The sequence below is a fragment of the Butyrivibrio sp. YAB3001 genome (genome assembly GCF_900112195.1).
In the GTDB taxonomy this organism is placed as follows: Bacteria; Bacillota; Clostridia; order Lachnospirales; family Lachnospiraceae; genus Butyrivibrio.
On sequence record NZ_FOKR01000037.1, the window covers coordinates 1 to 13,958 of the forward strand.

Genomic DNA, 13,958 nt, shown 5'->3' on the forward strand with positions numbered 1-13,958 from the left:
CAGCAACAACAACTCAGTACCACATATAATCCGCCATTCATATATTGTTTCTTCTCAAACAAATTAAAAGCTTCAAGGGAAAATGTAGAGAATGTGGTAAAACCTCCACACACCCCTGTCTTCCAGAAAAGAATGGTATTATCAGATACACTTTCTCGGTTACTGGTAATTCCAACAACGAATCCAATTAGTATGGCACCGAGGATATTTGTAATCAGAGTTAATATCGGAAAATAAGTCTTAACAGGAATCAGACTTATTGCATATCGCGCTACTGCACCCAAGGCACCACCAAGTGCTACAAATAGAAAATTCATATCAACCTCTCTATTGTCATATATACTGAAATCTAATCAGCGAAATGAATCACTTCTACAGATTATAATGTCCTAATTTTCTCCACAACTTTTTTAAACTCATCATATCTAATTTGCTCAGAAAAGGTTTCATACCCTTATTTTTTAATAGTTGAAACAAATAAAGAAAAGCCTTGTCATCAAGGCCTTTCCATTATAAAATCCATCTTTAGTTATCAGTTCTCGAATCGGCGAATTAACAAAAATATTGCGTCTTTGGGCTAACCTTCTAGGATGTCCAGTTCATCATCAATAGCTCTGGATACAAACTGGTTTATTGTGATTCCTTCATTGGCAGCATATAATGCAATTTTCTTATGCTGCTCAGGCTTAATGCGAACATTGAATGAGCCTTTAAATTCTCGTTCAGGATCTTTTCCTATCTTCTGGCAGTAATCAAGGTAATTATCTATACAATCATGCAGGGACTGTGTAAGCTCTTTTACTGATTCTCCATGAAAATTCAGAGAGTCATTGATGCCAAGAACGTGACCTATGAATATCTGATCTTCCTGGTCAAATTCTACTTTTGCATGATATCCATTGTATTCCATCAGTGAACTTATCATTCTATCTCACCTACTTCCTTAAGAAATGCTATGACCATCTTTACGTGATACCTGTACAGCTCATTGCCTGGGTGTGGACCGTCAAATTGAAGGATGCGCTTTGTTTCAACATGATAATAGCCTATTCCTGATCCTCTTCCGCCCTCGAACTTTTCGCAGCCACATTGCTTCATAAGTGCGTCCAGTTCTCTTATTGTAAAACTTGTAGGTGCGGGTTTTGACAGTAATTTTTCTAGTAATTTTGATTTCTTTGGCACAGTAATTCCTCTTGCAACTATTTTCTAGTTACAATATAACACTTTAGCCCTACCTCGTCAATTCCAACAGAGTAACAGCTAGCATTTCCTTATTTCATACATATCTTCATGTTTCAGATACAATACCTGATATGTCGGTATTATTAGTGTGTTCCATGGATCAGATATATATACTCCGCCTGTAGACGTTGCTGATTTCTTGAACTGGATCCATAGGTCATCTATCATATCTGACATGATGAAAAGTTTAAGATAAACTTTATCTGCTTCAGATTCGCCAATTTCGTAAAAACGCATCCCACCTACACAAGTAACATCTTCCAGAGTATATGACCGTAAATTTCTTTGCATTACAGGCCGGATGTTGTGTCCAAGGCAGGCTGCGCTGATAGCATCACTGGGCTCTTCGAAGCCCTGCATTATCCATGTGAAGCATATTGCGAGCAGTGTCATATCCGAATCACGGATACTGTCCACGTAATGTAAGGTGTTAACATCGTTTTCTGACAGTGAGAAAATGCCCTTGCCTATGATAGACATATATTTTGCGAATAAAAAGCAGTCAACCATATCATAAGAGTCATACTCTGCAGGCATAATACGGAAGAACTTCTTTATGCGCTCAAATGGGTTATATACTACATTCTGCTGATTAAACCACGTGAAGAAACCCGCTTGAAAACAATCATATGTTTCCGGGCGTCGATCAACATACATTTTCGATATTATAGGCGTTTTATCTGCTTCTTTAGAAAGAATAGGTGAATAAAGATAACTTATATTTGAAGTGTACACTTTCCCATATTTTTCAAAAGATCTATTGATCACATCTGTATCATAAAAGTCATTTGGATTAGTCCTGCAGCAAGGAAGGGGTAATAAATAAGCATTAAATCCTGTCCCTTTCTCATACGGACTGCATCTGATTCCTTCTGCGTGATAGAAATTATGTTCAAAAACAAATCTCCCATCCGTCCCTGTTCCCGGGTGGAAAGGGCAGGTCTTTACATAATGGAACTGATGGATTATGCTATGATATCCATCTTTCAGGCATTTGGGGCATATTCGCATATGATATGTACCAAAATAAGATCTTGCAGTGTTATAATCCATATGCGCAAAGATTTCCATTTTGTCTATATACCACTGGGGCAAAATTTTATTAAGGCACTCGATTGTTTCTAAACTGTTTCTGCAATGTCCATCCATCTGAAATCCTTCTATATATTTCTTCTCGTTGGTCGCTTCAGCTCCAAGCATTTTGAGCGCATGTTTACTTGAACATATGTTGACCCTGCAAAAGTTTGCAAGAATGCTGAATATGGATTCATAAGGTCTCACCCATTTTTTATCCCATCTGTATTTTCTGGAAAAAAGTAAATCCTCTTTATTTAGTGTATTCATCATCTGATTCACCATAGCCCGAAAGCGCTACACAACTTTCAAGTTCCTTTCTCGTAGGGAATGCAATTGGACTGTTTCCCAGTTTTCCATGCATATTGAGGCAGATCACAAGTGAATCTATGAAATATTTCATGGGAATATCTTCTGCCGCAATCCTCTTTTGAATCCTTACACTCTGAAATGCTTCCCAGAAGTCATTGCTGATATCAAAAAAGGTCTTACCATCTGCGTAAGGAAAATAAAAATCCACAAGTCCATCCGATAATATTTCATAGTCTGTCATGCAAACATGAAGTTTATCTACCGAAGCCATGCAGAACTGGAGCTCTTTGGGATCCTGTATACCAAAGAACTGGCTTTCATTGATCATGAAACGTCCAACTATCTGATCTTTGCCCTGAAGTTTAAAGGAATGCTTAAGATCCTTAAGTTCCCTTGTCCCGTACATGAACACAGATAACTGGATATCTTTTCCGCTAAGATTGTTATATAAATCCATAAGCCAGTAAAAATCCTTTTCCCTTAGTTTCCAGGCTTCATCAATGAACATGACTGCTTTCTTAAAGGGGGTCTCGTGAGCACGTAATATAAGCTCATTAAGAACTCGTTCTTTTAGTATTAGTGCGGTACTGTATCTGGGACATTCATAGCCCATAGCCATAAGTATCGAGGCATAGAAGTTTCTCTCAGTTTCGGGGTGATCAGTCACATTCCATATAATGACCATTTCACGGCTCCCATATTGATTTCTTATGGATTCAGCTACATAGTTCATGCACACCGTCTTGCCTATCCTGGCTCTTCCATAAGTAATACTCCCACAAGCTCCTATGCCGAGCCATGAATTGATTCTCCGTTCTTCATCAAGGATGCTCTTAGTCGGAAATACAAGCTTACGGGAAGTAAGATAGCGGATAGTCATCTGTGATATGAACTGTTCTGATATATTATTAGCTGATACAGCTTCTTTTGCAGAATACACGCATTAACCCTCCTTTCTGTTTTGGAACATCAACGTATAAAGGTCTTCCGGTGAAAGACCTTTAATATCTTCATATCTTAGTACAGCCCCAGTTTCCTGTTTTTTACGTACAGTCTCCAGGTTAAATGTATTATCACTTTGCTGTTCTGCTGCTATGCCCTTGCTAATCTCACGTCTGACTATATCTGCCCTGGTAGCGTTTCTCCGGCTTTTCTTTCCCTTGACATCAAGGCTTGATATATATGCATCTATCGGTGTATCAAATATTAGTTTTGATCTCCCACGCTCTCTGGCAAGCTTCAGGGCATTCTTTCTCGTCCTGACGGAATGTGATTTTGTACCGAATTCCCCACTTGCCTTAAGCGTGTCTATATATCTGCCATCCTGATCATATGCCTCAATACTGGAAATATCCCTGGGGTCATAAAGGATGGTCAGTGACTGTCCAAGGTAGAGTTCAGTGGCAGAGAGTATCTTGCTACGATACTCAGTACCCATAAACTGAATATATGCGTGTTTGCCATGTGCTGCCCTACCTCTGACAGTGCGTTTGTCCATCCTCATGTTCAGACGTTCTATGACTGATATGATCATATCTTCGTCAGCCACATATGGGTAAAGCCCTGCTTGAAACAATTTGCAGCTCATGCACTCTAAGGGTGAAAGTCCATCTACCCCTTTATGGGGTGTGTTATTATACTCAGCTATGAGAACATCTATCAGTTCAGTCATCTGTTCATATGTGACATCATATTTTATTGCATTTTTTTCAGGGTTTTTTCTGACAGGATCTTTGGTATCTGACCCGGTTGTTGATGGCAGCATATGGAATCCTCTGGACTCTAGCGTTCCGAAAAATCTTTCAACAATTCCTCTTGTTTCGGGAGTTGCAACAGATCCATAGTTAACGCAGCAGCCAAGCTCATCTACAAGTTTTCCTACCGTGTATGCTGACAGATGCGATTTTGCATTATCCAGCATTATTGAATCAAAGACTGCATATTTGAAATCAGAAAACGCGGTTGAATAGAAACCGCCATTAGATGGATACTGAAGTCCTTCGATGGTCAGATCCAGCAGAGTTTTCGGTATGATGGCATTTTTAATAGCATCCATGACATCATACTGGTCGTAATTAAATTCCTGAGAAAGGGAATATCCAAGGATACATCTTGTTGCTATATCTATCACGGCTATTAACCACGCCCTTGTAGCAACAACCTTGCTAACAGTGCCGTCTGTATTGGGTACATCAATTACATATTCGATATCTATGATGTGGCCGTCAATCTGTACTGTAGCAAAAGGAGCCACCGGATTGACTGTAAGTCTGTGCCCAATCCCAGTAGACGCAAGCTTCTGGGCAGTATTTTTATCAAATCTTCTGGCATTTAAAGAAATGTTATCAGCTTCAAGTTTATGGACGTAGGCACACATGCTGACATATCCACGGTTTTCTGTAGTAAATGGGTACTGCCACTCTGTAATGCCAAGATTGCGGCATTCTTTAAGAAATAACCTGTGAAGTGATGTTATGTTCATGTTCCTGACAAGCGTATATTTCCTGTCACCAAAATAACACCCTATTATGAACTCTTTCAATTGAGGATACTTCTCCAGAAGCTGATCAAACTCTCTGCCATGTCCTGATCTCGTTTCTCTAAAGGGTTTACCTCCTGTTAAAAGACCGTGATATCCAAGAATATTCCCTGCATCATTTGAAGAAAGACATCTTTCTATCAGCGATACCATCCTCGAACCGGGGATACCTGTCATTTCAGTAATCTTTTTTACAGATTCGCCATCTATGTACATATCTACAGCCTGCTTATTTAGCATATACCTACTTCTTTTAGATTCAGGGACAGTACTGATAAGCGGTTCAGTCCACATGCTCCTTGCCTGGCGGAGTTCTTCGATATTATATTTTTTATTAGCCAATGGAGATCACCTCCGTATCTGCAGAGATGCAGTCTGTATTCATATTGCTCAGTGTGACCAATCCTCTATAGTACAGATCTGAAATATAATCCAGCGCTCTGTACTTTTCTATGCGCCCCATCTTTTCAAGTTCACCGATACATATATGCCTTTTGGCCTGGATAAAACTTAGGAAGATCCTGTCTGCATTTAATCCACAAGCTGTGAATCTTCTGGCCCTGGCTGCAAGAAGCGATATATTTCGGATATAGAAAGGTCCTATTTCAATATTCTTTTCGTTTCGGAATACAAAATTGACATCATTCTGTAAGCACCACGCCGACTGGCAGGCAACCTTCACATGATCTTTACTATCATCAGAACTGCAAAGATATGCAACACCTTGATATTCTTCTGTTCCGTCTTTATATTTTACCCATGCATTGAACAGAACCTTTGACTCCTTCCCTCCTATATAGACAGTAGTTTCCAAAGGATATTCACAGTACCACTCCACATCAGGATTCATCTCAAGAGTAAGAATATTCTCATATTCAAGGTTAGAAAATACTGCTACTCTTCTCCGAAGTTTTCTGCTGTGAAATACCCAATAGTTACTGCCATAGCTTGAACTTCTCAGCCTGAAAATAGGTTCCTCGTATCGATACATTTTTAGTGCACCTCCTATCGATAAAATTAAGTTTATATAACGATAATATTATCGGCATAATTATATCCTTGGCACTCATATTCGGCTTTTTACACTTTTATCTTTAAAATTACGGCTTTTTACAAAAATAACTTAAATGGTACGGCTTTTTACGATTTTTAGCTTTAAAAATTTAACCTAAATGGGGAGTAATGTAAAATGTGAAAAAAAAGAAAGCCCATGGTTGTGAGCTTTCTCGTATATGTATATTTTACTGTTTTAGGTTAATCTGACACTCCTTCGGCAAAAAGAAGGCTAATTTTGGTGCATGATCTTTAATTCTTCATAATCAGTCTATTTTACGCTATTCCAGTATTCAAGCGCTGTTTTCATCTTTTTTATAACCTCAGGAGGCAGCACCTTTGGTCCTATATTAAACAGATTGTCAATTCCGGCAACAGCGCCAACACCAAACTCATCATAAATAGATGTATGGTAGTCCTTACTTCCATGCCAGAATTTAATCTTTCCGGAAAAATCATTTGAAGGCTTTTTGTCGTATTTCCTGGCTATTTCAAAGGCTGAGTCGATGCACATTTCCATGTCATCATATTTTTTAAGGCACGAAAGAACCAAAGCTTTAAATATCAATCCCATAATCTTCATTTTGGAAAGATAGCTGTTCTCACTTTTATCCAGGCTGGTTGCATCTACTATAGTCATGTACCAGTCCATGAGCTCACTGGCCTCTTTGTATGACTTTATGTCATCCATAGAAACAAGGATCATATACATTTCTGTAGCATACTGCAAAACCTTAACGAGAATAGACACCAAAACTCTTGTATAGACTTCCATTGCCTCGTTTGGTTTGCCAGCCATTCTTAAATTATTGGCTATACTGATGTCTGCTATTCCTTGATAATTAATCTTTTTAAACTCTTCGAGAGATTTCTCTGGGTTATCACGACCTTTCAAGGTTGCAATGCGATATTTGATGCTAAAGGTGTCCTGATCCGGAGCATCACTCTGTGAAGCATAGCGAAGAGCCGATTCAAAAAGCTCTATTGCTTTGTCTCTGTAATTCTTTAGGTCTTTTACCGATGAAACAATACTGTATGTATCCGCGCAGCTTATGAGAATCTTAAAATTACCGGGATATCTTGCAAGTGCTTTCTCAGCCTCGGCTATAGCCTCATCATATTTATCCTCATGTAAAAGAGTATCCAGCCTGTCAGAAATGTCTTTGACGTTCTTGGAGGACATGCTATATCCCAGAAGCACGTCGACAGATATACTAAAAAAGTCTGCAAGCTGCATAAGCGTTAGAATATCCGGGACATTGGCGCCGCTTTCCCATTTTGACACTGCTCCAACAGTGACTCCGAAGGCCTCTGCCAGTTCTTCCTGGGTAAGGTCCATACTCTTTCGGTATTTTTTTATATTCTCATTTAGTTTTATCTGCATGTTTCTTTTACCCTATACTTGCTGAGAATTTCTCGCTTTTTATTCCAAGTGAACCTTCCTCAATTTCCATCTGTGGCTTTACAAGTGCTAAGATTGCAAAAATAGTTGCTGCATAAATCACACAGAAAATAAGGATTGACTCAGTACTTACCTTAGCTACTACTGCACTTAAAAGGATTGATCCAACCGGCATACATGCCGTTCCACAAGCGCCCATTACTGCGGCTGCTCTAGCAATATATTTGGGATCAGCATTTTTCATGAACTGAATATTGATCGTACCACCTATGGTTGATGCTGCAACCATTATGATAAAAAATGATGCTGCTACATCCACATAGCAAGCAATACTATTTCCAACAAAGAAACCACCACAGGCAATTCCCAGCATTCCAGCGCCAAGCGTTGCTGTTCCAAGCATTATCATCTTAAGTGGTGAGAGTTTCTGTGAAAGAACCGGAACAAGTGCTGATCCTGCAATACCTCCGATTGCAGCAAATGCACCTGCAATACTAAGTATTTCTCCGCCCATCTTGAAAATCTCGCTGGCAATTGGTGCCTGAAGTGCATTTATAGGAATGAGCATGAAGTTAAGGGCAACTGCAAGTAAGCCATAATTGCAGATAACTCGTGAATTTGCCACATATCTAAAGCCGTCTAAAAAGAATTCAATTTTACTCTGCTCTTTTTTGTTCTCTGTTTCTCCGGCCTCGGATGTTGTCTTGGATGCTTCATTCTGTGCTGCCTCAGTAATTGCTACTCTCCCAGCCTTCATTGCACTGATAAGCACCGCTGCAACTCCAAAAGTTACTACATCAATCATCATTGCTGTAGTAACGCCTGCTGTTGCAATGATTACGCCAGCAGCACCTGTACCTGCCAGTGATGCAGCACTTGAAAGCATGGAATTAAGACTCATTCCGCAGGTCATATGCTCTTTCTTAACCACCTGGATTGTAAATGCTGAAGTTGCAGGAAGATTAAAGGATTCCACTGTCGTGATGACCAAAGTAAAGATTGCCATAACCAGTGCATTCACCAGGCCTGCTCTATATAGAAGTGCAAACGATGTAATAATGACTGCCCTAAGAAGATGTGTTGCTACAATCACATGCTTCTTGTCCATCTTCTCAACAATAGCTCCGGCAAAGGGCTGAACCACCACGTTTGGAAGTGTATTAAGTGCAAAAACTATTGCTGACCATGCTGCACTGTGTGTGATCTGATAAACCAGCCATGTAAAAGCGATTGCATCTACAGAATCACCAAATCGGTTGATAACCGTAGCAAAAATCAGCTTTCTATATTCACGTTCCTTAATGATTTCCCCATACATTTTCTTGTTCTGTTCCATATCTGAAGCCTCCATACTTGTTTTTATGACTTCATTCTACATGGAACTTACACAAACTATAATACACTTATTGTACTAGTTATAAAAGAAAAACTTTCCATTACGGAAAGTTTTTCTTTTGCCCACTTGTATGAGGTAAGTGATATATTTAACTGAAATCTAAATTTCGCCGACTCGGTTTTGCTCCAAATATTCTTATATAGAGCCTCCCAATCATCATATTCAGATTTCTTTAAGATGAGATCCTGTGTCTCCAATCAAACTTTTCCATGTCAACGACTCCTTTCCGTTATCTCTATCTTCACTCGTGATCCACCTGCTTTATATTTCTAAATCTGGAAAAAGTCCGTTTTCCACGCAAGTAATGATATTATTCACCTCAGCAATAGCGCGTTTTCTGCCCTCTTCGCTATCCATCCAGTTATCTCGTCTTGTATTGGTATCATCTGCAGGACACGGGATCACCGTTACATGAGGTGGAAACAAATATCTAGCCAACGCCAAACTTCTTCGCATATGGTAGGAGGTGGTTACTAGAAGTACGCTATTTACCTTATTAATCCAAAATGACCTCTGCAATTCCAGCAGAGAACCAAACATATTTTCCACGGTATTATGAGAATAATTATCAAGAATGATATCTTCCGGAGCTACACCCATGTCAACAGCATGCTTCCTCATATGCTCTGCCTCGCTCATATTACCATCAACGAAATCACGGACCGAGCCTCCGCTTAATAGTAGCTTAGAAGCTCGTTCTTCCTTATATGCTTCCACAGCTACTGGTATTCTATATTGAGATGCCTTGATGCTTCCCAGAACAATGATACAGTCTACTTTTTCTCCTGTATCAGATATTCCTTCAAATAGAACTCTATCAACAATTTCATCTGTCAGATTTTCTTTACATAATTCAGAAATAAGCATTCAGATTTCATCCTCTTCTAACTCTCAATAGTTGCTTTAATCATAAATCCCAACTCGCCCAACTGGTCCTGTACTCTTTGCAAAAAATGCATACCATTTTCAGTAGGCTCATGTAAAAAGTGAACATCAATCACTGCCATCTTAATACTTTCATGACTGAATTTTTCTTCGTACTGTTTTGTCTCGCAGAAATTAACATAGCTGTTAATCTTATCCTGCAGACTGATCAGGTGTGAATATTCAGCATTCCAATCCAGATGATCTGTTATTAGCATGACAAGTGCCTCTTCTGATATATCATAAGCCAGGCCATCTATCTTATCTTTATCTAAAATTGACATCTTCCCCCCATATGCCGATTTTTAGCAAGCAGATAATACTTGGGATTTTGCGCCACATTAAAGAAATCCTTAACCACCTTTGATATTGGGATTTTCTTATATTTGTTTGAAACTACAATTCCCCATAGGGCTGACGATATTCCTCCAACAGCAATGGCAATCATGCCAAGCGGAGATGTATAATCCACTTCTATTCCAATGTTTCTTAGCAAAAACACTACCAGACATACGAGGCAAATCTGTCCCCACGCACCAGCCATATATAAAATAATAGCCTTATTCCGACTCATTAGCTCTTCCTATCCCCCTGCTTTTCAAGTAGTAAAACCTCATGGCATTTAGTTATAGCCTCGCCTGCGGCTATTCTTTTTTCTACAATATCTCTTACTTCGGCACACCAAGCATTGGTCTTAGCTAGATCAGAACATAAGTCATTTATTATGTGATCACATTCTGTCAGTGCATCCGCAAATTGCTCTTCTGACAATTCTCCTGAGTCATGGGCCTGATCCAGTTCATCACGATCATCAATTTTTACATCGCCTTCTGGAGTAAAGATTACATCCAGATACTTATCGATGAATACTGCTATGCCATCATCATCGTATTCAATCCCCTCTATGATATCCACATACCATATGGAAGGACGATACTTAGAGCAAAAGCTCTTGGGATAGTTGACTCTTTCTACATCATGAGAGTTATCTGGAAAGTATTTTACTGTGATAACTCTTTTGGTATTATCAGGAATCAGCTCAAGCCAAGTCATTCCTTCTCCTGTAACCTGTATTCTTCCTGCCTTTGGAGTTTCCCAATAGTTCGCCTCTCCATCAGTAAATCTGATAAGGCATGCCAGACCATGAAAACACTCACAATCTATTCTCATCTGATAATATGGATAATACTGGAATCCCCAGCCATCTCTGTTAAGTCTTTTATGCTTCATTTTTCCCCTTAAATTCCGTTTTCTGTTTTAACTAAACCTGATGCACATAATTACATTTGATTATATCCAATAAATAAGCGGCTTACAATCACTTTTGCATCCACAAAGCACCATGGATACTGAATGTTCTCTCTTCACCAACACTATTTTCTAGATAATATCTTTGTTTCATGGAAAATGACACTCACATTATCTTCTGATCCGGAGCAATAAAAAAGCGGTTCACGATCACTTTATGACCGCAAACCGCGATGTATACTGGCTTTTTACCACTTTTTCCTCACTAAAAAAACCCACCCTCGGTTTAAAATACATCAAGAAATTACGTTCGAATTGAAACTTAAACCAAGAATTATTTCGTTGAGGAAAAATAATCTTCAAATATCATAAATATAGGAGGAGAATTAACAGAAACATACTCAGCTTCATCACGATTCGCTTACAGGTTGAATTCCCTAAAAGAAGCAGTTATTGTGAATTTGCCCCCACGTGCGCTATAGTAAATTCATCAGCTGATGAAAACAAATCGGAGGAACTCAACTATGGATATAAATTTAGGGAGAATAATTAAGCAATTACGTGCAGAACAATCTGTAACGCAAGAAGAACTTGCCGAATATCTCGGAATCTCCTTTCAGGCTGTGAGCAAATGGGAAACAGGCACAACCTTACCGGATATTACTCTGTTACCTAAGCTGGCTGCTTTCTTTGGGGTCAGGATCGATGAACTGTTCTCAGTTTCTCACGATGACGAACTGGAAAGAATAGACAACATGCTTAAAAGAGAAACTATGACTGATCAAAACTTTTCTTATGCCAAGCGTGTTTTGGATGGAATACTTCGTGAGAATCCTGGTGATACAGAAGCAATCAAACGTTACGCCAAGATTTATCTGTCAAAATGCAATACTGATATGCTGTCCGCAGGCAAGATGCTTGAAAGAGCAATGACTATAAGCCCTCTTGATGAAGAGATTTTTGCTTTATACCGAAGGGTCCGGGGTGGAAGTGAGTATAAGTACCACAGCGATAATGACTGGTTTATCCGGGTATGTGAGCCTTATGCCCATAAGTTTCCCGGCAACACTAATCTCTATCGCATGTTGATAGAGGCAATGGTCAGTAAAAAATACTTTGACAGAGCAGAGGCCTTACTGGAGGTGGCATATTTTACCGGGGAAAACAAATACATTAAGGATATACTCCTTGGTGATGTTGCAATGGCCAAAGGGAATCCTACAGGAGCAAAAGAAATCTGGAACAGAATTCCTAAAGATGATTGGCTTGGTCAATATGAGCTGGGTGAACGTTTTAACAGGCTTAATGAATATGAAAATGCAATTGAAAGCTTTAAGAATGCCTATATCGCCCAAACCGCCCCTCATAAAATAGATATGCTCTATTCATTAGCGTTCCTATACAAGAAACTTGGTAGATATGAAGAGGCAAAAGCGGAATGGGAATTAATCATAACTACTCTTCGTAAAGAATACAACGAACCCGAAGATTCCAACGACATTCAGTGGGCTAAGAATGAGATATCTCAGCTTGTATCGTTAATTGGTTCTTGAGGGATTTAATCTTAACAACATCCTCATTTTCTCAACCAGCTATCGAATACGCAAAATCATATCCTCATGCCACCATTTTACTGATTGATGGAAAAAAGCTCACCGAGCTTATGATTGAGTACAATATTGGTGTTTCCGATGCGAGAACAGTAACAATAAAGAAGATTGATAGTGATTACTTTGACTTATGATAAATAGCATGAGTTGACAAGGTAACAAAGAAGCCGGTCTTTGAGACCGACTTCTTTCAATTCAACTTTAATTAGCTTTCAGCATTATTCCTTGTCTAGAAAAACTTGAAGAAAAACCATTCTGTTTGTAAATAGGTATTTTTTAAAAACAAAATTTCATTTGTAAAAATGATTAAAGGACCACTTTGTATGGAGTGATCCTTTAAAAAGCTCTGTATTAAGTTTTCATAATTCTAAAGGTTTAATTCTAGGTTTTAAATCCTAATATTTTAAAGAATTATCGATTGTTTTGGAAGGGTTATATTCAAAATTTATTCTTCCATCAAGGATTATGTATTACATTTCTCTTTCCACTATTGGCTGTTCCTCTTACTTCTTCGTGGTAAAAGTAATCTACGATTGTTGGATGTCCTTTCTCTACTCTCTCATACGGAGTTTCATTATCAACAAACCTGCAATCATACTTTTTAGCCAGCTCTTCTGCTTTCTTTTCCAGCGCTTCAAAATAGCTGCGGTTCTTTTTGTTATAAATTTCGTCATACAGCGGCACCAGATCCGGATGTTTATCGGAAATGTATTTCATGATATCTGCCTTAAAACCTCCGCGAAGATTCAGATTCTCAAGCCATACAAGGTCACACTGATCTTTTGTCCTGTCTATGATTGCCTCTATATCCGTAATCCCCGGGAACACGGGTGAAATGAAGCAAATTGTACGAATGCCTGCCGCATAAACCTCTTTCATTGCAGCAAGCCTTCTTTCTATGCTTACTGCCGCATCCATATCATCTTTAAACTCTTCATCGAGAGTATTGATTGACCATGATACCGTAAGTCTGCTATTTTCATTGATCTCTTTTAGCAGATCCAGATCTCTTAGTACAAGGTCTGACTTTGTGCAGATAAGTATGTCCGCACCACTGTCCTTTAGTTCTTCCAGAAGTCTTCTTGTATTTTTATATGTTTCCTCTAGCGGATTATAACCATCCGTAACTGTTCCAATGATCACCTTCTGGCCGGCATA

Annotated in this window: 16 protein-coding genes; 2 read left to right on the forward strand and 14 right to left on the reverse strand. The window is 39.0% G+C overall.

The window, feature by feature from the left end:
• The 13 genes from crcB to BM086_RS19830 form a co-directional block, all read right to left on the reverse strand.
• Positions 1-317 (reverse strand): fluoride efflux transporter CrcB (gene crcB, locus BM086_RS19765; RefSeq protein WP_141107803.1); only part of this gene is annotated, 317 nt, incomplete at its 3' end.
• Between the two features lie 260 nt (positions 318-577).
• Positions 578-925, reverse strand: coding sequence for a type II toxin-antitoxin system HicB family antitoxin (locus tag BM086_RS19770; protein ID WP_026498728.1), 348 nt, complete (start codon positions 923-925; stop codon positions 578-580).
• The gene (locus BM086_RS19775) at positions 922-1,182 is read right to left on the reverse strand and encodes a type II toxin-antitoxin system HicA family toxin (RefSeq protein ID WP_022762335.1); all 261 of its coding nucleotides are present in this window, start codon (positions 1,180-1,182) and stop codon (positions 922-924) included. The genes BM086_RS19770 and BM086_RS19775 overlap by 4 nt, the downstream gene beginning before the upstream one ends.
• Positions 1,183-1,260: 78 nt before the next feature.
• Positions 1,261-2,589: a hypothetical protein gene (locus tag BM086_RS19780; RefSeq protein WP_092331979.1), complete on the reverse strand. Its 1,329-nt coding sequence runs from the start codon at positions 2,587-2,589 to the stop codon at positions 1,261-1,263.
• On the reverse strand, positions 2,570-3,568 hold the full coding sequence (locus tag BM086_RS19785; protein ID WP_092331982.1) for an ATP-binding protein: 999 nt from the start codon (positions 3,566-3,568) through the stop codon (positions 2,570-2,572). The genes BM086_RS19780 and BM086_RS19785 overlap by 20 nt, the downstream gene beginning before the upstream one ends.
• 3 nt (positions 3,569-3,571) lie before the next feature.
• Positions 3,572-5,509 (reverse strand): Mu transposase C-terminal domain-containing protein, encoded by a 1,938-nt coding sequence (locus BM086_RS19790; protein ID WP_026512046.1) that lies wholly within the window; start codon positions 5,507-5,509, stop codon positions 3,572-3,574.
• A complete protein-coding gene (locus BM086_RS19795) occupies positions 5,502-6,158 on the reverse strand; it encodes a hypothetical protein (protein ID WP_092331986.1) in 657 nt (218 codons plus the stop codon). The genes BM086_RS19790 and BM086_RS19795 overlap by 8 nt, the downstream gene beginning before the upstream one ends.
• Positions 6,159-6,491: 333 nt before the next feature.
• On the reverse strand, positions 6,492-7,604 hold the full coding sequence (locus tag BM086_RS19800) for a helix-turn-helix domain-containing protein (RefSeq protein ID WP_092331990.1): 1,113 nt from the start codon (positions 7,602-7,604) through the stop codon (positions 6,492-6,494).
• A gap of 7 nt (positions 7,605-7,611) precedes the next feature.
• Positions 7,612-8,958: an MFS transporter gene (locus tag BM086_RS19805; protein ID WP_175560401.1), complete on the reverse strand. Its 1,347-nt coding sequence runs from the start codon at positions 8,956-8,958 to the stop codon at positions 7,612-7,614.
• A 321-nt stretch (positions 8,959-9,279) separates the two neighbouring features.
• A complete protein-coding gene (locus BM086_RS19815) occupies positions 9,280-9,885 on the reverse strand; it encodes a YdcF family protein (RefSeq protein ID WP_092332004.1) in 606 nt (201 codons plus the stop codon).
• A gap of 17 nt (positions 9,886-9,902) precedes the next feature.
• Positions 9,903-10,226, reverse strand: a complete 324-nt coding sequence (locus BM086_RS19820; RefSeq protein WP_092332007.1) for a DUF6572 domain-containing protein — start codon at positions 10,224-10,226, stop codon at positions 9,903-9,905.
• Entirely contained in the window at positions 10,214-10,516 is a 303-nt protein-coding gene (locus BM086_RS19825; protein ID WP_092332010.1) for a hypothetical protein, read from the reverse strand. Before BM086_RS19825 ends, BM086_RS19820 begins: the two co-directional genes overlap by 13 nt.
• Complete coding sequence (locus tag BM086_RS19830; protein ID WP_092332015.1) at positions 10,516-11,172, reverse strand: DUF402 domain-containing protein; 657 nt, start codon at positions 11,170-11,172, stop codon at positions 10,516-10,518. The genes BM086_RS19825 and BM086_RS19830 overlap by 1 nt, the downstream gene beginning before the upstream one ends.
• Positions 11,173-11,714: 542 nt before the next feature.
• Between BM086_RS19830 and BM086_RS19835 the strand changes: the two genes are divergently transcribed.
• Entirely contained in the window at positions 11,715-12,743 is a 1,029-nt protein-coding gene (locus BM086_RS19835; RefSeq protein ID WP_175560402.1) for a helix-turn-helix domain-containing protein, read from the forward strand.
• Complete coding sequence (locus BM086_RS22160; protein ID WP_092332023.1) at positions 12,740-12,934, forward strand: restriction endonuclease; 195 nt, start codon at positions 12,740-12,742, stop codon at positions 12,932-12,934. Before BM086_RS19835 ends, BM086_RS22160 begins: the two co-directional genes overlap by 4 nt.
• Before the next feature lie 322 nt (positions 12,935-13,256).
• Here BM086_RS22160 and BM086_RS19845 read toward each other — a convergent pair.
• The coding region (locus BM086_RS19845) for a radical SAM protein (protein ID WP_092332027.1) at positions 13,257-13,958 on the reverse strand (702 nt) is incomplete at its 5' end.